General features: G+C 39.2%; 18 protein-coding genes. 11 read left to right on the top strand and 7 right to left on the bottom strand.

Going from position 1 to position 20,938, the window contains the following annotated elements:
• The first annotated feature begins 4 nt into the window (after positions 1-4).
• Together NG743_RS00755 and NG743_RS00750 are read left to right on the top strand one after the other, a co-directional pair.
• The gene (locus tag NG743_RS00755; RefSeq protein WP_035081250.1) at positions 5-826 is read left to right on the top strand and encodes an RnfABCDGE type electron transport complex subunit D; all 822 of its coding nucleotides are present in this window, start codon (positions 5-7) and stop codon (positions 824-826) included.
• A 30-nt stretch (positions 827-856) separates the two neighbouring features.
• A complete protein-coding gene (locus tag NG743_RS00750; protein ID WP_027400985.1) occupies positions 857-2,230 on the top strand; it encodes a DUF2330 domain-containing protein in 1,374 nt (457 codons plus the stop codon).
• Positions 2,231-3,082: 852 nt separating this feature from the next.
• Here NG743_RS00750 and NG743_RS00745 read toward each other — a convergent pair.
• Positions 3,083-3,877, bottom strand: a complete 795-nt coding sequence (locus NG743_RS00745) for an LmeA family phospholipid-binding protein (RefSeq protein ID WP_027400984.1) — start codon at positions 3,875-3,877, stop codon at positions 3,083-3,085.
• A gap of 363 nt (positions 3,878-4,240) precedes the next feature.
• Between NG743_RS00745 and NG743_RS00740 the strand changes: the two genes are divergently transcribed.
• Both NG743_RS00740 and NG743_RS00735 read left to right on the top strand, forming a co-directional pair.
• Entirely contained in the window at positions 4,241-6,220 is a 1,980-nt protein-coding gene (locus tag NG743_RS00740; RefSeq protein WP_257121278.1) for a DUF7380 domain-containing protein, read from the top strand.
• Positions 6,217-6,648: a type II toxin-antitoxin system VapC family toxin gene (locus tag NG743_RS00735; protein ID WP_257121276.1), complete on the top strand. Its 432-nt coding sequence runs from the start codon at positions 6,217-6,219 to the stop codon at positions 6,646-6,648. The genes NG743_RS00740 and NG743_RS00735 overlap by 4 nt, the downstream gene beginning before the upstream one ends.
• 97 nt (positions 6,649-6,745) lie before the next feature.
• On the opposite strand, the gene NG743_RS00730 is transcribed toward NG743_RS00735, so the two are convergent.
• Positions 6,746-8,509, bottom strand: coding sequence for an alkaline phosphatase (locus NG743_RS00730; protein ID WP_193962163.1), 1,764 nt, complete (start codon positions 8,507-8,509; stop codon positions 6,746-6,748).
• Between the two features lie 79 nt (positions 8,510-8,588).
• Between NG743_RS00730 and psb28 the strand changes: the two genes are divergently transcribed.
• Both psb28 and NG743_RS00720 read left to right on the top strand, forming a co-directional pair.
• Positions 8,589-8,924 carry a photosystem II reaction center protein Psb28 gene (gene psb28 / locus NG743_RS00725; RefSeq protein WP_027400980.1) on the top strand — a complete coding sequence of 112 codons (336 nt, stop codon included), beginning with the start codon at positions 8,589-8,591 and terminating at the stop codon, positions 8,922-8,924.
• 77 nt (positions 8,925-9,001) lie between these two features.
• Positions 9,002-9,511: a MogA/MoaB family molybdenum cofactor biosynthesis protein gene (locus NG743_RS00720; RefSeq protein ID WP_027400979.1), complete on the top strand. Its 510-nt coding sequence runs from the start codon at positions 9,002-9,004 to the stop codon at positions 9,509-9,511.
• Positions 9,512-10,906: 1,395 nt separating this feature from the next.
• Here the strand turns inward: NG743_RS00720 and mraY are convergent.
• Both mraY and NG743_RS00710 read right to left on the bottom strand, forming a co-directional pair.
• Complete coding sequence (gene mraY / locus NG743_RS00715) at positions 10,907-12,007, bottom strand: phospho-N-acetylmuramoyl-pentapeptide-transferase (RefSeq protein WP_257121275.1); 1,101 nt, start codon at positions 12,005-12,007, stop codon at positions 10,907-10,909.
• 196 nt (positions 12,008-12,203) lie between these two features.
• The gene (locus NG743_RS00710) at positions 12,204-12,443 is read right to left on the bottom strand and encodes a DUF3134 domain-containing protein (protein ID WP_027400977.1); all 240 of its coding nucleotides are present in this window, start codon (positions 12,441-12,443) and stop codon (positions 12,204-12,206) included.
• Between the two features lie 246 nt (positions 12,444-12,689).
• Between NG743_RS00710 and NG743_RS00705 the strand changes: the two genes are divergently transcribed.
• The 4 genes from NG743_RS00705 to NG743_RS00690 all read left to right on the top strand — a co-directional run bounded on the left by NG743_RS00705 (position 12,690) and on the right by NG743_RS00690 (position 16,273).
• Positions 12,690-13,274, top strand: a complete 585-nt coding sequence (locus tag NG743_RS00705) for a PAP/fibrillin family protein (RefSeq protein ID WP_027400976.1) — start codon at positions 12,690-12,692, stop codon at positions 13,272-13,274.
• A 213-nt stretch (positions 13,275-13,487) separates the two neighbouring features.
• Positions 13,488-13,703, top strand: coding sequence for a photosystem I reaction center subunit IV (locus tag NG743_RS00700; protein ID WP_027400975.1), 216 nt, complete (start codon positions 13,488-13,490; stop codon positions 13,701-13,703).
• Positions 13,704-13,820: 117 nt separating this feature from the next.
• Positions 13,821-14,660, top strand: a complete 840-nt coding sequence (locus NG743_RS00695) for a DNA-formamidopyrimidine glycosylase (RefSeq protein WP_039204975.1) — start codon at positions 13,821-13,823, stop codon at positions 14,658-14,660.
• Between the two features lie 461 nt (positions 14,661-15,121).
• Positions 15,122-16,273: an alanine--glyoxylate aminotransferase family protein gene (locus NG743_RS00690; protein WP_257121274.1), complete on the top strand. Its 1,152-nt coding sequence runs from the start codon at positions 15,122-15,124 to the stop codon at positions 16,271-16,273.
• A gap of 214 nt (positions 16,274-16,487) precedes the next feature.
• Here NG743_RS00690 and NG743_RS00685 read toward each other — a convergent pair whose 3' ends face one another.
• Together NG743_RS00685 and NG743_RS00680 are read right to left on the bottom strand one after the other, a co-directional pair.
• Positions 16,488-17,660, bottom strand: a complete 1,173-nt coding sequence (locus NG743_RS00685; RefSeq protein WP_027400972.1) for an IscS subfamily cysteine desulfurase — start codon at positions 17,658-17,660, stop codon at positions 16,488-16,490.
• A 13-nt stretch (positions 17,661-17,673) separates the two neighbouring features.
• Positions 17,674-18,300: a type I restriction endonuclease gene (locus tag NG743_RS00680; RefSeq protein WP_190384297.1), complete on the bottom strand. Its 627-nt coding sequence runs from the start codon at positions 18,298-18,300 to the stop codon at positions 17,674-17,676.
• Positions 18,301-19,293: 993 nt separating this feature from the next.
• On the opposite strand from NG743_RS00680, the gene NG743_RS00675 reads away from it, so the two are divergent.
• A complete protein-coding gene (locus NG743_RS00675) occupies positions 19,294-20,253 on the top strand; it encodes an IS110 family RNA-guided transposase (protein ID WP_193965010.1) in 960 nt (319 codons plus the stop codon).
• A 208-nt stretch (positions 20,254-20,461) separates the two neighbouring features.
• Here the strand turns inward: NG743_RS00675 and bcp are convergent, their stop codons facing one another.
• Complete coding sequence (gene bcp, locus NG743_RS00670; protein WP_027400970.1) at positions 20,462-20,938, bottom strand: thioredoxin-dependent thiol peroxidase; 477 nt, start codon at positions 20,936-20,938, stop codon at positions 20,462-20,464.

Here is a 20,938-nt window from a genome sequence, read left to right as displayed (position 1 = left end):
GAAAATGACGTTGTGCAAAGATATTCGAGATTATCAAATTCTTTTTTTGAGTTTATTTCTGATTTTGGGAATTGCGACGCGAGACTGGACATTACATCCAGAATTTATTGGTGTGGCGATCGCCTCTTGCATTATAACTCAAATTATCTGCTCATTAATCACTAAATCCCAGGACACAATCCCAGTAATTAATATCCGTAGTCCCCTAATTACCTCTTTGGGACTGAGTTTATTACTACGCGCTGATCATTGGTCAACAATGGCTTTAGCTGGATTTGCAGCCATAGCTAGTAAATTTATTTTCCAATTTAGGGAAAAGCATTTTTTCAACCCTGCTAATTTTGGCATTATTGCTGTGCTTACCCTCACTAATGACGCTTGGGTATCCCCAGGACAATGGGGAGAAGAATGGTGGTATGCGTTGTTATTTGTGGGAACTGGAGGCATGATTTTACAGCGTATTGGTCGTTGGGATACTACCGCCGCTTTTCTAGGTGCTTATTCCCTCCTAGCAGCCATCAGAAATATGTGGTTAGGTTGGACTTGGGACGTTTATTTTCATCATTTAATGAGTGGATCTTTACTGTTATTTTCTTTATTTATGGTGACAGATCCACGTTCAATTCCCAACGCCCCCATGAGTAGAATTTTATGGGCAGTATCTATTGCTTTATTAACATTTATTTTGCGAAATTTCTTCTTTATTCCCACCGCTGTTTTTTGGGCTTTATTTGCCCTCGCACCCTTAACTATTTTCCTAGATAGATTCTGGGTTACACCGAGATTTTCTTGGTGGCAGCAACCAGAATTATCAGCAGAAAAATAACCAATCAACTATCATTAATTAAGGATCAAAATGCAACTTTTACGCCTATTCATGCCCTTAATTTCTGCACTTTTAGCAGTGCTGTGTTTTGTGCCTACAGCTTGGGCTTTCTGTGGTTTTTATGTGGCTAAAGCTGATACAAAACTCTATAATCAAGCTTCACAAGTCATACTAGCCAGAGATGGAAATCGTACCGTCTTAACAATGGCTAATGATTTTCAAGGTGATGTTAAAGATTTTGCCGTTGTTATTCCCGTTCCCACTGTTTTAAAAAAAGAACAAGTTCATGTAGCCCAACCGAAAATTATTGAACGATTAGATGCTTTTAGCGCCCCCAGATTAGTTGAATATTTCGATTCTGACCCCTGCGCTCAAGATAATATAATGACGGATATGCCAGCACCACAAGCAGCAGCAAGAATGAGAGGTGCAGAAAATAGCATGAAGAAAGATAGCAGTTTAGGTGTGACTGTTGAGGCCAAATTTAATGTAGGTGAATATGATATTGTCATCTTGAGTGCTAAAGAATCTGGTGGACTAGAAATTTGGCTAAATCGCAATGGCTATAAAATTCCTAAAGGTGCAAAGGAATTACTAAAACCCTATATTCGTTCTTCAATGAAATTCTTTGTTGCTAAAGTCAACTTAGATAAATTTGCCGAATCAGGTTATCAATTACTGCGTCCTTTACAAATTTCCTACGAATCACTGAAATTTATGTTACCGATTCGTTTAGGAATGATTAACGCTACCAAAGAACAAGATTTAATTGTTTATATTCTCTCACCCCAAGGACAGGCAGAAATCACTAATTATCGCACAGTTAAAGTTCCTTCCGATGTAAATATTCCTGTGTTTGTGAAAAATGAATTTGGTGATTTTTATAAATCCATGTTTCAAAGTTCCTACACCAAAGAAGATAAAAAAGTTGGCTTTTTGGAATATGCTTGGGATATGAGTAGTTGTGATCCTTGTTCTGCTGAACCACTCAATAATGAAGAATTAAAACAAGCGGGTGTGTTTTGGTTGGATAATAATAGCAGTGATAGACCAGTATCTCCCAGTTTTCGTTCTCGTTTTCCTAGTAGTAGTGTTTTCATTACTCGCTTGCACGTGCGCTACACCAGAAATAAATTTCCCGAAGATTTGATGTTTCAAGCAACTTCACAACGGGATTCTTTTCAAGGACGTTATATTTTACAACACCCATTTACAGGTAATCTCGAATGTAGTGCAGGAAGACAATATAAAAGTTCATTAAATCAGCGATTTGAAAAAGAAGCGCAAACTCTAGCTAGACTTACCAACTGGAATATTCAAAACATTCGCCAAAAAATGCAATTATCTGTGGGAAATATTTCTACTTCTTGGTGGGATAATTTCTTAGCTTGGTTTGGTCTGTAAATTTCTTTGACTTGCAAGAGTAATACCCCCGACTTCTTAAAGAAGTCGGGGATATTAATTTAGGATCTTTTCTAAATCAATTTGATTATGTTTTTGTTCAGAGTCAATTCAACCTACAGACTTTTGGTTTTTGACTTCTATTAGGAGTTATTTTAATTTAGATAAGATAAACCCCTTGGATTTTTCTCAAGACTATCATAACATAACCCTCTCAGAAGTCAAGACCCTTGAAAATACGTTGAGTCATTCGCAGCTATTCTCAATAATTTTGGGTGAAAATGCCAGGTTAGACTTTTTTGGGAAAATGGGGTTAAGAATTATGAAGGTAGTGACGCTAAAACGTTGAGACATTAACCCACATTCCGCACCCTTAACTGTCACAAGCGGTTATTACGGAATTTACTTCATAAAAAAGGAGTAAAAAATTACCTTTGGCTCAAAAAAAATTGATTTTGGATAGAAAAATTGCTCAAATGTATTCTCAATAAGGAGCAATAAATATAAGAGTGGTTTGGTAGAGAATTTTAATAATATAATTTTATGCTGATAATCTCAATACATAATTGTAACTTATGCTCATCTAAAAATAAAGTTAAAAACGCCATGAAAATTTCAGAACATTAATTTGATTAATGAGCTAAATAGTCCAATTAAAATTGTGTACTAGCTACATCCGTTTCCTTGGGGTGGGTGCGGAATGTGGGATAAAAATTAAATTGCTGGCGTTAGCCATACTCCTGAACTCCTGACTGGGCGCAGGGCCTGCGCCCCTACATCCTGGCTTCTGCTATAAAAATTAAATTGCCGCCCAGGGTCAACTAGGCGGCGTTAATTTTTTCAATTTTAGAATTGTTAAGAACTGTGGGGAATTCTTTCTATTTCTGCATAACCACTAAAAATCAATCTTTGACCTTCTGTTTCTAAACGATTTAGTCGCATTTTTACCCCATCTAAATCAAAGCGATCTAAATCAACCATATTATCCAAAATTTCTACCAATGCCACACTTAAAGTCTGGGAAATTTCTCTTTGTGCTTCTGGAACTCCCTCAAGCTCAATCTTTGGTTCTTTGAAAGAAACCCGCCTTCTTCTTTCAATCCCGATACCGACAGTCATACCTAGTGGTATGAGTTCGCCGTTGTTTAAATCGGCTTTAGCTACTAAATGCAAGCGATTTTCAGGTAATAGCTTGACCTCAACTTCGGTAAAAGAAATTGGTTCGCCACCAGATATGGCAATCAAAGTGGGTTCAGAAAGGTTAAGCAGGCGCTTTTTCACCAGTTCTGACTCAAAAGCCCGATTAATGCCTTCTTCTGATAGAATCACCTGAGCTACAGCCTGGGTAGGTTGTTTGAGGGTAAGTTTACCACTTAAAACCGAGCCGAAGTCAATGGCGACTGCATCGGTTTCAAAAGACATTTCCTCTACTGCGAAGTCTTTACGAATTACTAAGCCGCAGCCTTTCATTTTAAAGCTATCAATGCTGCCTTGCAACAGTTTGCTGGAGGGATAGCAGCGCACAAAGACTTCTACCGACTCGCTCTGGGTAAACAGGTGGCGAATCGTTTGACTGGCGACTGTGTTGAGCATTCGCTCTCCCCAATCGGTGCTTTTCGTATCTGTTAAACCAGTAAGTCCGCCGAACATTAGGTTTTAGTCTCTAGAAGTTCTTTATATTTTTGTAACAAATTGTGAACAATTATGCAAGCGATCCCCTGATTTAATCTCCTAATGACTTAGAACAGGATAACTGATGGTTGATTGACGATTCCGTAATTTTTCTTTATTTTCTGTAATAAATAATTTAAATTACTCAAATCTAAGTCCTGGATTATCGTCGTTATGCTAAATTGGGGGTAAAAAGTGCGATGAAAGTAAGATTTATTACCAACAGTTAATTAGGGGCGAGGGCGATTTTTTCCAGATTGGGTTAATATAGGCATAGCATTAAAACCGCCTAAGTTCTCCTATATTTCCCATAATAGACTTATTAGCAAGTAAATTTAAATTATGTTACCTCTAAACCCCCCTCTCACTAAACAAGATTTTATTAACTCTGGCTGGAAAGAAGTGGTTAATAGCAGCGAGAGAAAAGAATGTCTTAGCTATCACATGACTTTCTGGAATAAGGCAAAGCAAGCAGAAGCAGTAGTCAATATTAGAGAACAGATTGTTTTTGAAATTTTGGCCTTTGTAACCGGTGCTGCAATCAATCCAGAATTAAACGATGAGTTTTTTGGTGAAGTTTTTAGCAACCTCGCGGAAGAATATTTAAACTTTTTAACTGAAATTGCACCTGAAATATCAGATCCAGAACTTCAGGCACGAGTAGCTGATATTCTGTGGGTGAAAAATGGTAACTACCAAATGGCGCAGTTAGCAGTTGAGGCTTATTTAGAATCTGCTAAACAATTAGAAGATCCTCAAAAATGGACTCACTGTGTTGATAGGATAGAAAGATCGCTTAGGTTAGCACGCAAAATTAATTATAAACCAGAAATTGTTATTGAATATATAGACGAGGTTTTAAATCGCTATCAAGGAGAAGATCCATTATGGCTATCAATAAAGCTGCATGAGCTTTTACAAGACGAAAAAAACATAAACCTTTTGCAGAAAACCAAACTTTTAAATACTTCTAAATATTCTGATTTAGCTAAGAAAGGGGCAATTTTTCAAGAATCCAGTAAAGAATGGGATAAAGTCCGAAACTACTGGAAAATTAAAGCAGAATGGCATCGTATTGAAAAAAATGTAGAAAAGGCATATACAGCAAGAATGTCTGCCGCTGAAACTTACATCAAGGAATCTGAAGATTCTTTAACTAAACATCCAACCCCTTACTTCAAAGCATCACACGATTTACAGAAAGCTTTTGAAGCATTTGAAAGGTTACAAAGCCAAGGTACAGAAGAGGAAAAAGCAGTAATAAAAAATAAATTAGAGCAAATTCATAAACGTCTTCTTGAGTATCAGCAAAAGTCATCTAATGAGTTAATAACAATTTCTTCTGAGTTTAAGTTTAATATTAGTGAAGAAGTAGAATTAGCTAGATCACAGGTTAAAGGTAAAGAATTTCCAGAAGCAATATTAGCTTTGGCTGTTTTAGCGACTCCACCTAAAGTTTCTGAACTGCAAAAAATGGTAGAAGAAAATGTAGTATTATCCCGTTTCTTCCCAATAGTGAAAATGAATGAGATGGGTAAAGTTGTAGCGCGTCGGAACTCTAATGACGAGGAAAAAGTAATTAGGTATGAAATGCATGTAGAAGCTATTGGATATCAAAAGATTTTCGCTCAGGCTTTTATTGAACCAGCTAGAAAACAAATTATTTCGGAACACATAATACAAAAATCAGAAGACCACAAAATAAAAGAATCCGACTTACTTCCACTAGTTTCAAATAACCTTTTTGTACCATCAGGAAGAGAATATTTATTTGCAAAAGGTCTTTATGCTGGATTAATGGGAGATTTTATTACTTCTACTCATATCTTAATTCCCCAAATTGAAAACTCCGTTCGTTATCTACTCTCGAATCGAGGAGCGATAACTTCTGGAATTGACAACAAAAATAATGGTATTCAACAAGAAAACAATTTAAATACAACTCTTTTCCCTAGTAAATATCCACAAATTACTTCAATTTTTGATGAAGATACACTTTTTGAGCTTCAGGGTTTATTAGTAGAGAAATCCGGGTCAAATTCAAGAAATCGCATGGCTCATGGTTTAATTAATGATCATGAATTCTTTAGTCCTATTTTCTCTTACTTGTGGTGGGTAACATTGCGACTATGCTTTGGTTTAGGAATAGAAATACCTCAAGAAATTGTGGAAGAATCTAACCCTTTAGTCAAATTTACTGGTATGTTCAAACATGATCCATTTTTTGATGAATTTGTCGAAGAAATAGCTATAAATCGGCGTAAATTAGATGAAGAAATGGTTGCGGAAGAAGCCTCTATAGAGGAGAATCATGCAGCGTGAGCATCTATATTCTTAATACTAATACCGTGACTCTTTTGCAATATGAAAATAATCAAATTATTCAACGTATTAGAGCAGTTGGTAACTCCAGCATATTTGTAACAACTATCACGCTTGAGGAACAATTAAAAGGTAGATTAGCTATTATTAATAAATGTAATAGCAATAAAAATCTACAAGGATTAGCATCTGCACATCGAAATTTAAACCTGACTCAAAATTTCTTCTGTAGTGTAAATTTATTGGAGTTTAATCAAGCAGCTTGTGAGTCTTATCAAAAATTACGACAGCAAAAAATTAACAGCGGTTCACAAGATTTAAGAATAGCTGCAATAGCTTTAGTTAATCAAGCAATTGTAGTGACTCAAAATTACAAAGATTTTATCAAAGTTCCTAATTTAAGCATTGAAGATTGGACTCTAGAATAATTCTTATAAAGCTTATTTCTATAAATAAATACGCACAGATTCCCGACTTCTTGGAGAAGTCGGGGATCTAAATTCCTAAATTAAATCCTCAATTAAATTATAATGCTTTTCGTTGAGTCTGATAAATGTGGATTTCGTCTACTAAACCCCCAATACCAGGAATATCATAGCCATAAAGTTGAAACCCCTTACCGACAGAATTAGTTAAAACTGCTGAACCCTTACCTTGATAATAAACAGGAACTGGAAGGTTAGCATGATTTCCCCAACCATATTTGATGTTAGGATTAGAACCCCAAAAATGACCAGCTTTGATAGAATCAGATTCAGCGGTTAAAGCTTCTGGACCTTTTTCTTTAAGCAGTTCATAAAAGTTGGGATTTAAAGTGAGATAATGATCATGATCTGCGGTGACAATTAGTAGATTATTTTCCCAACCACCGTTATTTTTAATCCAGTCAATTGTTGTTTTTACAGCTTTATCAAAATCTAACACTGTCCCAATCATATTATCTAAGTTATCATCATGGGCAGCCCAATCAATATCACCACCTTCTACCATTAACCAAAATCCATCTTTGTCTTTAGATAAAACTGCTAAAGCTGCTTTGGTTAAATCATCAAGTGTGGGATTTTCATTAATTTCTTTCGCAATAAAAGATTTATCGGTTTCTCCCGCAAGTAGAGGCCGAACTGTATCGGGGTTTTTTCCTTGAGAACCAAACAGGGAAAAGATACTCAAACCGGTATTACTGTAATCTCCATTGGCGGTGCTTACAGGGAGATTTCCCTCTTGTCCCCTAGCTCCATATAATCCTAACAAGCGATCGCCCTGATTTGGATCTAATCTCGCCGCAGTAGTCGCTAACTTATCAGCCGCATCTTTTCCCCGTTCTAAAAATGTATATTTATAACGGTTTTGATCAGGGTTTTTGCTTAACTCTTTATATGTCGTCTTCGTGATATATTCAAACTTAGTTGGCGGTTCTACACCCGTAGGTAGAGGTTGATTACTAGCACCCGTAAGCGGATGACCACCACCTAAAATTACCGTTGGTTGATATATGCGAAGTTCCTGCTGGAGAATATTATCTAAAGTTGGATAATCACCATCATATTTATTGCGACGATTCACGTTTGCTGCTGCTGCACCCGGTGTAGCATGATCTACAGGAACAGAAGTGACAATCCCAGTAGATTTACCATGATCAGCCGCAGTTTTGAGAATAGTTTCTAAAGGTTTTTCAAATATATCCACAGAAATAGCATTGTTATAGCTTTTTACTCCTGTGTACAAAGTAGTTGCTGTATTGGCAGAATCAGGATAACTATACTTAATATACTCAGGATCATTACCCGGTGTCCAAGGATTTATTCCCCCGCGCTGAGGATCATAACCCACTAAATTACCTACCGCATTAGGATTAAGATTTTTCCCCCCTCCAGATGGTTTATCGCCAGGATTAAATTGAGGTTGGAATTTAAACCCTGGTAACATCGGACTAGCGCCTGTAATTGGATTAGAGTTAGACAACGCAGAGTTACCCGTGCTGAAAACTCCATTACCAGGGGCAATGGTAGTACCATAGGTGGTAGCCAGGGCATAATAATCCAGAGTTTGAAAACTCAGTCCTTCCCCCTTACCAGAAGTGTAATTATATCCTTTAGCCATAGCCCCAGCGCGAGCCATTTCCCAACCCATACCGTCTCCAATCATCAGAATGACGTTTTTGGTTTTGGTGACAGGTGTAGCTGGACTAGAATGGTTAGTCAGGGTAATAAATATACTAACTACAATGACCAAGGCTGTAGCCAATAAACGGCGGTTGAATCGGGATTGGGAAATAGATTTAATTACCATCGGTAAAATGCCTGTCAGGAAATTGCTTTATGATGAGAGAATATTACAAAATGATCACGAAACTTTAAATTGACTCATCATGGCGAAAATTCAGTTTGCTAGAGGTATTGAAGAAACAGTAGTTCCAGATGTCCGGTTGACAAGAGCAAAACAAGGGGAAAGTGGTACAGCCACGTTTGTGTTCACCAATCCTGACATCTTGGCACAAGATGGTACAGATGAAGTTACCGGGTTGTATTTGATTGACGAAGAAGGGGAAATCTTGATTCCTGGGGTTCAGGGTAAATTTGTCAACGGTAAACCGGAATCCTTAGAAGCGATTTATGTGATGAAGTCTAATGAAGAATGGGATCGGTTTATGCGTTTCATGAATCGTTATGCTGAACAAAATGGACTCGGATTAAGCAAATCTTAATGAGTCAGTAGGGGCGCAGGGCCTGCGCCCAGCATTGCTCAGTGGTCATTGGTCATTGGCTAAAACGTAAAATATCTATGGAATTTCAACCACACCCAAATACACAGCAAGTTTCTGTAACTTGTGCGGTGATTACCGTTAGCGATACCCGTTCCCCGGATACAGATAAAAGTGGTCAATTAATTAAAGAACTACTTTTAGCTGATGATCACACTGTGTCATTGTATCAGATTATCAAAGATGAGCCTAAAGAAATTCAATCCCAAATGACAGCCTTGGGCGAAGATACTCGTATCAATGCTGTGATTTTTAATGGAGGAACGGGAATTGCTCCCAGGGATACTACTTATGATGCTTTAGAAAAGCTATTAGAAAAGACTTTACCAGGATTTGGGGAATTATTTCGGTTGTTAAGTTATCAAGAAATTGGTTCTCGCGCTATGGCTTCTCGCGCTGTCGCCGGCGTTTATCAAAGCAAAATCATTTTTTCTCTTCCTGGTTCTAGTAATGCTGTACGACTAGGGATGGAAAAGTTGATTTTACCGGAATTGGTGCATTTAGTAAAACAGGTAAATTTTCTGAATTAAACATAATTGAACTTCCAGACTCCGGCTGGGAATGGGAGTTTGAGGCTCTGCCTCAAATACAGTGAATATAGTGGAGGCAGAGCCTCCTGTGGGCATTCCCCGGCAGAGCCAGGGAACGAGGGAAAAATCACATCCTGTTAATCCTGAACTCGTTCCCAGACTCCGGCTGGGAATGGGAGTTTGAGGCTCTGCCTCAAATACAGTGAATATAGTGGAGGCAGAGCCTCCTGTGGGCATTCCCCGGCAGAGCCAGGGAACGAGGGAAAAATCACATCCTGTTAATCCTGAACTCGTTCCCAGACTCCGGCTGGGAATGGGAGTTTGAGGCTCTGCCTCAAATACAGTGAATATAGTGGAGGCAGAGCCTCCCGTGGGCATTCCCCGGCAGAGCCAGGGAACGAGGGAAAAATCACATCCTGTTAATCCTGAACTCGTTCCCAGACTCCGGCTGGGAATGGGAGTTTGAGGCTCTGCCTCAAATACAGTGAATATAGTGGAGGCAGAGCCTCCCGTGGGCATTCCCCGGCAGAGCCAGGGAACGAGGGAAAAATCACATCCTGTTAATCCTGAACTCGTTCCCAGACTCCGGCTGGGAATGGGAGTTTGAGGCTCTGCCTCAAATACAGTGAATATAGTGGAGGCAGAGCCTCCCGTGGGCATTCCCCGGCAGAGCCAGGGAACGAGGGAAAAATCACATCCTGTTAATCCTGAACTCGTTCCCAGACTCCGGCTGGGAATGGGAGTTTGAGGCTCTGCCTCAAATACAGTGAATATAGTGGAGGCAGAGCCTCCCGTGGGCATTCCCCGGCAGAGCCAGGGAACGAGGGAAAAATCACATCCTGTTAATCCTGAACTCGTTCCCAGACTCCGGCTGGGAATGGGAGTTTGAGGCTCTGCCTCAAATACAGTGAATATAGTGGAGGCAGAGCCTCCTGTGGGCATTCCCCGGCAGAGCCAGGGAACGAGGGAAAAATCACATCCTGTTAATCCTGAACTCGTTCCCAGACTCCGGCTGGGAATGGGAGTTTGAGGCTCTGCCTCAAATACAGTGAATATAGTGGAGGCAGAGCCTCCTGTGGGCATTCCCCGGCAGAGCCAGGGAACGAGGGAAAGTCCGTTTTATTTGTGTCGAGAATGGCTATTTTTTAATATTCACAAGTGGGGCATTTTGCAAATACTTACCCACATACTTACTATAGTAACAAATATTTTGTTTCTATCTGGCAAAATATCCCAATCATCCCCTGAATTTGCTCAACTCCTCAAGGGTGTAAGTTACAATTTGAGTATTGGGAATTGGGGTAATTTACGTCCTGGACATAACCCCCCAATCTCAAAACAAAAACAACCCCCAAATTTGGAGGTTGTGAATTTTTATTTTTAAAACAAAACTGATTATTTTATGGAAATAATACAAACGGAAGCTAGAAAAGCAGCGATAATGTAAAATACAGCTACTACTTGCAATTCTGACCAACCAGTTAATTCTAAATGATGATGTAAAGGTGCCATTTTAAATAAACGTTTACCTTTGCCGTCTGGTCCCTTTGTTGCTTTATAATAGCTGACTTGTGCCATGACAGAGAGGGTTTCCACAAAGAAGATACCGCTCAGGATAAACAAAGCTACCAAGCTATTTGTTAACAGTGCCACCGCAGCTAAAGCACCACCCAGGGCTAAAGAACCGGTATCACCCATGAAAACACTTGCGGGGTTGCGGTTATAGGCTAAAAAGCCTAAGCAACTACCGCTGACAGCAGCACAAAAAACCATTAAGTCGGGGGAAGTTGGCGCAATAATCACACCTAATGCGAAAATAGCGATCGCCACTGTTCCCGCTGCTAAACCATCAATCCCATCTGTTAAATTAGTAGCATTGCTCTCTGCAACCAGGACAAATCCGGCTACAGGCCAGAACAACAGTCCCAAAGGTAAGGATAAACCCAACCAAGGTAAATGGATATTAGTTATACTAAAGTCACCTTTAAATATCAACCAGACACAAAACACAGCCCCAAAGATAACTTGCAAAGCTAACTTCATCTTCGGAGAAATTCCCTTGTTAGACTTCCGACGCAAAATTTGCCAGTCGTCTATCCAACCAATGAAACCGTAGCTGAGAGTTAAAGCCGAAACCGCCAGGACATTTTCAGAAAAATCCGCCAATATACAAGCAATTATCACCGCTACAGGGATAAAAAATATACCTCCCATAGTTGGTGTTCCTGCCTTTTTGAGATGTGCCTGGGGGCCATCTTCCCGGATAATCTGTCCCGTTTTCAGCCTTTGTAACAGAGGAATCACCCACTGTCCTAGAATTGTCACACCCACAGCAGTCAGCAAAAAAGGTAGGGTGAGGGAAATCGGATACCAAGGGGTTCTATGCCCCATGCTATCGAAAATCAAGGCTGTTGCACTCAGTACCAAGGCCAGCAAGGAAGCCAAGCCAATTCCCGAAAAATTCAAACTTTGGTTAGGAGATAATTTAGCGTCCACAAAAAAAATTCCCTTCACTCCACACTTTAAAAAACCTAAATAAAACCATAGAGACTGTTTTTAGCTGATAGTTCGCAGTATTTTGGGAACTAGTACAGCACCGCGCCAATAAACTAACTATTCTCAATCGCCAAAAAGCTTGCTTAATATTACTTTTGACTTTTGATTTTTGACTTTTGACTTCCGCCCTGCGGTGCTAGTCATCATCAACAGGTGTATCATCGTCATCATCATAATCAATATCACCAATTCCGTCGTCTGCGCCCAGAAAATCGGATATTACTTCTACATCTTCCCGCGAGTCGGTGTCATGGATATCACGGGCTATCAATCTGCCACTCAGCCGCAACCAGTCCAACATAGAGGACTCTTGTTTTAAGGGAATAACTGATGCTCGCTGGTTTCGGGGGGCTTCACGGAGGGGAGAATCTAACATATTAACAATCACACACGAGGGTTTATATAACTAGACACTAAGAGTCTATCATACTGACTTGATACGAGTTAATTTATTCCTTCATACAGGTCTTTAACTGCTGAATCCGAATCAAAGAAAATTTTCATTTAATTACCGAACGGTAGTCAAAAAGGCATTATTCATGAATTGTCTGGTTATAGACAAAGAACATTAATATTTTATTAATGCTATTTCATCATGTAAACTCTCTTGAGGCATTGGGTAATGATAGGCAAATCAACTCTTATTGATCTAATTGTTGGCACTAATCGCGGTTTATTAGCAAGTCAGCCACAACAACAAGCTATTCTAGCAGCGATCGCCAACCTAGAAGACTTTAATCCCACGCCACGACCATTAGCAGCTAGTAATTTACTAGAAGGTGACTGGCGACTACTATACACCACGAGCAAAGCCTTATTAAACATAGATCGTTTACCCTTTTGTAAACTTGGTCAAATTTACCAATGTATTCGGGTAGAAAGCAACAGTGTTTATAACATAGCTGAGATTTATGGCATTCCTTTGTTCGCAGGAGTAGTTAGCGTTGCTGCTAAATTTGAACCAGTATCCCAACAGCGTGTGCAAGTAAAATTCCAGCGTTCTATAATTGGTTTACAAAGTCTAATTGGCTATACGACACCGGGAAACTTCATCCAACAAATTGAATTAGGCAAAAAATTTACCGCTTTTGATTTTCCCATTCAAAGTGAACAACAACAAGGTTGGCTAGATATTACTTATATAGATAATGATCTCCGTATAGGTAGGGGGAACGAAGGCAGCGTTTTTGTATTAAGTAAGACATAGTACATTTTGCCAGGAGTGTTTGGGAATGAACTTACCCTATTATGGGTAGTTTGTCAAGAAGTCAAAGAGAAGATTAACAACTCATTACCCATGAAAACCCAGCAATTTGACAAATAACTTAACAAAACCACAAGCAAATACCTTGAGGTTGTAGAGTGAAAACAATCAGCCCTACTTTAACGGCAATTCATACTTCAAAAGGGAAGATCCATCATGGTTCAACGTGGTTCTAAAGTACGTGTTCTCCGCCCTGAGTCCTACTGGTTTCAGGATCTTGGTACAGTGGTTTCTGTTGACAAAAGCGGGATTAAATACCCTGTAATTGTTCGCTTTGACAAAGTTAACTACTCTGATCTCAACACCAACAACTTTGCTGTAGATGAATTAATTGAGGTGGAAGCACCTAAACCCAAAGCCGCAGCCAAATAAATAGTCAAGCATCAAGGGGATTGTTTAATGGAATAATAGGAGGAGATATCAACGTCAACAGCTTGATCAATTTCCTCTGTTTGACCATACTTTCCCCTAAAAATATTATTTGCTTGAATGCCTGAACTGCCTGAAGTTGAAACAGTCCGCCGGGGTTTAAATCAATTAACCCTGAGTCAAGAAGTGACGGGAGGAGATGTGTTGCTGCAACGTACCATTGCCTACCCGTTTTCTGTTGATGAATTTATTGATAAAGTTAAAGGGAACACTATTGCTACCTGGCATCGTCGTGGTAAATATCTCTTGGCTGAACTTTCCTCACCTTCTCCCAGTTATTTAGGAGTTCACCTCCGCATGACCGGTCAGTTACTTTGGTTAACCCAAGATCAACCTTTACACAAACACACCAGAGTCAGGTTATTTTTTGGGGAAAAGCAAGAATTACGCTTTGTTGACCAGCGCACCTTCGGGCAAATGTGGTATGTTCCTGGTGATGTAGCTGTAGAAAGTATTATTACAGGTTTGGCAAAATTGGCAGTTGACCCCTTTTCACCAGAGTTCACTGTGGCGTATTTTGCCGATAAATTAAAAAAATCCCGTCGTCCTATTAAAACTGGATTATTAGATCAGTCAATGGTGGCAGGATTAGGTAATATTTATGCAGATGAAGCTTTATTTAAAAGTGGGATTTTACCAACTACTCTCTGTACAGAATTACAACTTCCCCAAATTGAACTTTTACGAACGGCAATTATTCAAGTTTTATCAGCGAGTATTGCGGTAGGTGGAACGACTTTTAGTAATTTCTTGAGTGTTAAAGGTGTTAACGGTAATTATGGCGGTGAAGCCTGGGTTTATAACCGCACGGGAGAACCTTGTAAGGTTTGTGGTAATGTGATCGGGCGAATTAAGTTAGGTGGGCGTTCTAGTCATTTTTGTTCTCAATGTCAAAGTTAAGTAGGGTTTGCTGAAAAAGTTGTCTGTGAGGGCAGGGAACAGGGAACAGGGAACAGGAAGAGAGTTTTGAGTGATTTTACGTTTCTTTACACAGTTTGGTTTTATTGTGTTCACCTACTTAGGGACTTCCAATTAAAAAAATACCCAAAAATGTCTTGTGGTGCAGGCCGAAAAGCCTGCTAATCATCAAGGACGGGCAGGATGCCCATCCCACAACATTGGGTAATTTATTTTTTGGTGTTCACCTACTTAGGGTTTGCTGATAGCATAGCGTGGCGTTAGTCATACTTCTAGCCCTCACAGACAACTTATTCAGCAAGCCCTACTTAGATGCCGCTATATTTGAATGGTGCGGAAAAAATATGATGTTTGATTAATTAGTCGCACTTCGGCATATACATTGACTACATACCGCTATATCATGCGATTGATTCCCATTTAATCTCAGATAAATTAAGTTTATGACATCTACCATTTCCATTAACGACAGTCAGCGGTTAGGACTTGAACCCCTAAATATTCCCCACCGTCTCCTATTGGGTCCAGGTCCTTCTAACGTCCATCCAGCCATATTACAGGCGATGAATACCACACCTGTAGGGCATTTAGATCCGGCTTTTTTAAACCTCATGGATGAGATTCAATCTCTGTTGCGTTACGCATGGCAAACAGAAAACCCCCATACTATTGCTGTCAGTGGCACGGGTACAGCCGCTATGGAAGCCACGTTAGCTAATTCTGTAGAACCGGGTGATGTCGTATTAATTGGGGTAGCTGGTTATTTTGGTAATCGCTTGGTAGATATGGCGGGTAGATATGGGGCAGATGTGCGAACTATTACTAAACCCTGGGGACAAGTTTTCAATTTAGAGGAAATCAGTGCCGCAGTTGCTACCCATAAACCGGTAATTTTGGCTTTAGTTCATGCCGAAACTTCCACCGGCGCACGTCAACCTTTAGATGGTGTGGGTGAGTTGTGTCGTCAACATGGCACATTGTTGTTAGTAGATACTGTTACCAGTTTAGGTGGTGTTCCCATATTTTTGGATGAATGGGGCGTTGATTTGGCTTATAGCTGTAGTCAAAAAGGGCTGGGTTGTTCTCCAGGTGCGTCACCGTTTACCATGAGTGGGCGGGCAATGGAGAAGCTACAGAAGCGTCAATCTAAGGTGGCAAACTGGTATTTAGATATGACATTGTTGGGGAAATATTGGGGGAGCGATCGCACATATCACCACACTGCACCAATTAACCTATACTATGGATTACGGGAAGCTCTACGTTTAGTAGCAGAAGAAGGGTTAGCCAGTTGTTGGCAACGTCACCAAAAAAATGTCGAATATCTGTGGGAAGGATTGGAAGACATGGGTTTAAAAATGCACGTTAAAAAAGAATACAGATTACCAACTTTAACCACTGTTTGTATTCCCGAAGGAGTAAATGGTAAATCAGTTGCTAGGCAGTTATTAATTGAGCATAATATTGAGATTGGCGGCGGTTTAGGTGAACTTGCCGGTAAAGTTTGGCGTGTAGGTTTAATGGGTTTTAATAGCCGTCCTGAAAGTGTAGATAAGTTGATAGCTGCACTAGGAACAATGATCTCTAATAATTAGTTTTCCATAGGGGCAATGCCCCCGTGCTTGCCCCATTCGATTTAGGCAACCACAGGAGGGTTGCCCCTGCATTCATAAGTACTTGGACTAAAATATTTACAGTCATTGCGAGCGAAGGGAAGCAATCACAACCCTTGCGATTGCTTCATTTCACTTCGTTCTATTTGCAATGACATTGTGTAATTAATTCTGTCCCATTACTTAAAAAACCTTTTCAGCAAACCCTCATTACTGACGCGCTTCTTAAACCTTGCACAGTAGAAATTACCTGTTGGGCAACTTGATCAATTTCCTCAACTGTATTAAATCTCCCAATCCCAAATCGCATCGAAGCATAAGCTAATTTATCTGAATGTCCCAAGGCTTTCAACACATAGGAAGGGGCAATATTATTAGAAGAACAAGCAGAACCAGAAGACACAGCCACTACTGATTGTAACCCTAAAGAAAGTGCCGCACCATCTACACCTTCCACACTAATATTTAAATTTCCTGCTAATCGTTTTTGAGGATCTCCATTTATATAAATTCCCTCTACAATAGATAACTGTTGCCACAATCTTTCTCTTAATACTGTTAACCGTTGATTTTCTGTTTCTTGTTCGGTTATGGCAATTTCTACAGCTTTACCAAAACCGACAATTTGCGGTGTATATAATGTCCCAGAACGCATTCCTCTTTCATGTCCTCCCCCATGTTGTTGGGAAGCAAGTTTCACTCTGGGATTACGTCTGCGAACATATAAAGCCCCAATTCCCTTCGGTCCATAGACTTTATGGGCTGTAAGAGACATTAAATCAATATTCATCGCTTCCACATCTAAAGGGATTTTACCAATAGCTTGGGCTGCGTCTGTGTGAAAAATAATTTGCCGTTGATGGCACATTGCCCCAATTTCGGCCATTGGCTGTAAAACCCCAATTTCATTATTTGCAGCCATCACAGATACTAAAATTGTATCATCACGCAAGGCTTTTTCTAACTGATTTAAGTCAATTAATCCATCTTTTTTTACTGGCAAAATTGTAATATCAAAACCAAGACTTTTTAAATATTCGCAAGGATCTAAAACTGCTTTATGTTCCGTATTAATAGTTACAATGTGTTGACCTTTTGGGAAATAAGCTTCAGCAATACCTTTAATAGCTAGATTATTTGCTTCCGTTGCACCGCTGGTAAAAACAATTTCTTCGGGTGTGGCATTAATTGCGTCTGCTAAAATTTCCCGTGTTTGTTTAACAGCAGCTTCAGATTCCCAACCATAAACATGACTAATACTAGCCGCATTACCAAACTTTTCTGTAAAATAGGGAATCATAGCAGCCATTACCCTTTCATCAACGGGGGTAGTAGCATGACAATCGAGGTAGATAGGACGACTGGACATAATTAATTGACGATTAATTCAAAATTTGACCTAGTTTTTTTAAGATTCGGAAAACTTGATAAAGTTCGTTTTCTCGCTTCAAAAGTGTAAATTGATCAGACAAAGCATATTGAGGTTGATTGATTTGAGAAAGTTTAAGAAAAATAAAATCACTGCCATTCATTACTAATCCAAACACGGGTTTTGTAGGTTGAGGATTAGCCAGCATATAAGTAAGTGCTTGAGGTATGGCTTCTAACAGGGAAAAAGCAGGTTTTTTAGATTCAATGACCAATAACCATAATTGTTGCTGGATAACTAAGACATCAATTCTGCCTCTGATAACTTCTTCTTGATCTTCGACGGCAATTTCTATTGATGATTCACTTCTAATCAAGAAAGGTTCATCATAAAATCCAGCTAAACTGAGTAAGGGAGATAAAACTACTAACTTTACTGTTTCTTCCGATAAAGGAGGATGTTTAACCAAGCGGAGAAAATGCAATTTTACTCTGTCTAAATATTGTTTTTCTAAATCAGAGATTTCCGGCAAATTTTCTAACCATTCAGTGAAGAATCCTTCATTGTCTGTTTGTTCTAAATCAAATCTTGCCTCTAAATAGGCAATGCCTATATTTTGCGCTTGGATGAATTGAACCATAATACAAATAATGGAATTGATATTCCTATTGTATAAGGTGGGAATGGTTATGTTATTTCATTAATCTAATTTGGTAAAGTAAAGTTTAAATTAATTAACATTTGGGCAATCAAATATCACGGATATATCAACAAAGTCTGACGAATCGGACTATAAAAGTTAGCTCTACCGTTCCCTTTATATAAAACAACGTAAAACCTCTATCCCGCAAAGAACTCAAGTCATCTCATTCCCAGTCAGAGACTGGGAATGAATTCTAGAAGGCTCTGCCTTCAATGATATTCCTCTCGCTATACTCAAAACGGCTTGATTGTTTGATTCTAAACGTAGGGGTAAAGCATGAGCTTCATTGGTGTCAACTTAACGTAAAACCTCTATCCCGCAAAGAACTCAAGTCATCTCATTCCCAGTCTCTGACTGGGAATGAATTCTGGAAGGCTCTGCCTTCAATAATATTAGAGGCAGAGCCTCATCAACTGCATTCCTAGTCAGAGACTAGGAACGAGATGTGGTAGGGATTTGAGATTAAATTGACACCAATGAAGCTCTTGCTTTACCCCTACACATCTGGGTTCTTTGTCATTTGGCAAAAGTTTAAATCTCACCCGTGTTTAAGCTGTTACGCAGCTAAATTTGATAACCATAATTTACTTGAACTTTGTAGTGCGGGCATCTTGCCCGCTAGAATTATACAAACTAAATGCACAACAGCTTAGTATAATGTTGGGTTTCACTTTGTTCAACCCAACCTTGTATCTTAGAGGTATGTTAGAAGAAGTGGTAGACCGTCCCAACCTGGGTCAGAAAAGACCGCTTTGTAGCAAGGATCACCACAACAATCTCCATGACAGAACTCGAACAGTCGCCTGGGGTAAAAACTATGAACAAAGACATAGATAATATAGCCCGTATCGTGCAAGGATGAGTGAAATCAAGGGGATGAATAAAAACAAAACAAATTAAAAAGAAGTAATTGAAATTGGAGAGTTAAAAATGGATTATATCTCCCAATGGGTAGGCATTGACGTAAGTAAAGCAACACTTGATGTTTATATCCGTCCAATGGGTAAAGCATTTCAATTTGCTAATACTGAAACAGAAATAGCTAATCTAGTTAAGCAACTTCAATCTAACGATTTAAACCTAATCGTACTGGAAGCAACAGGAGGACTAGAAACAGAATTAATCATTCAATTGCAAGCGGCTCTTTTACCAGTAGCATTAATCAATCCTCGTCAGGGAAGAGACTTTGCTAAAGCTACAGGTAAGTTAGCCAAAACCGATGCCATTGATGCACAGATTTTGGCGCATTTCGGTGAAGCAATGAAACCGGAGGTGTTAGCAATCGAAAGTGAAATGTCACGTCAATTAGGCGAATTAATTAGTCGCCGAAGACAATTAGTAGAAATGTCTACAGCGGAAAAGAATCGCCGTGACCGCGCTCGTGGTAAAGCTTTGACAGATATTGAATCCCATATTGATTATCTTGAGCAACATCTTCAACAACTCAATCAAGAAATTGAGACGTTGACCCAAAATAATCAACAATGGATTGATAAAGTCAATCTACTCAAAACTACTCCTGGCGTTGGTCAAGTAATTTCTACCACTTTAGTTTCTGACTTACCAGAATTAGGTCAATTAACTGCCAAACAAATCTCTCGCTTAGTTGGTGTTGCACCAATTAATCATGATAGTGGTCAGCACAAAGGTAAGCGCATGATTAATGGTGGTCGCGCCCATGTTCGTGCCATTCTTTATATGGGTGCTGTTGTTGCCATGCGTCATAATCCTGTTATCAAAACTTTTTATGAGCGCTTGGTTGAACGTGGTAAACCCAAAAAATTGGCCATTACTGCTTGCGTTCATAAAATGTTAGTTATTTTAAATGCGATGATTCGAGATCATCTTCCTTGGTCTATTTCTCAAGACTCACAACCAATTTCTGCATAAAGTTCTACTGTCGTTTTTATACCTCCAATCTAGTTTGGTAATTTATGGCAATCTATAATTTACCTGTTTTGTTCTGTTCTGTTTTTCTCCTCTATTTTCTGACTTTTTTCCTAGACTTTAAATTTTTCCTTAACGATCGCTTGACAATCAAGACAGTCGCTACAAAAATTAAATTAATATTTTATTCTATAAGGGGAACTATAAAAGTTTAATTAGCAGCTAATTCCTGGATTTTCTTGAGTACAGATGCAGCATGACCTTTTGTTTTGACATTAGGCCAAATGTAGGCAATAATTTTATCAGGTGAAATCAAGAAAGTTGAACGAGCAACCCCCATATATTCTTTACCCATAAACTTCTTTAAACGCCATGCACCATAGGCTTCTATTAATTGATGTTCAGAATCAGTTAATAGGGTAATTGATAAATTATGTTTATCTATAAATTTACAATGGGAGGTGGCAGAATCTGGACTAACACCGATGATTTTTGCGCCTGCTGTGGTAAATTCTGAGGATAATTCTGTAAAATCTTGAGCTTCTGTAGTGCAACCAGGTGTATTATCTTTAGGATAAAAGTAGAGAACTAGCCACTGATTTATATCAGCGAGATTGACTAGGTGATTGTTTTGGTCAGGGGTAGAAAAATCTGGTGCAGGTTGGCCAATTTGGGGAATGTTGCTCAT

Source organism: Dolichospermum heterosporum TAC447 (assembly GCF_024584745.1).
Classification (GTDB): Bacteria; Cyanobacteriota; Cyanobacteriia; order Cyanobacteriales; family Nostocaceae; genus Dolichospermum; species Dolichospermum heterosporum.
Note: the sequence above shows the minus strand (reverse complement) of the source record. Positions and strands in the feature narration are given on the sequence as shown.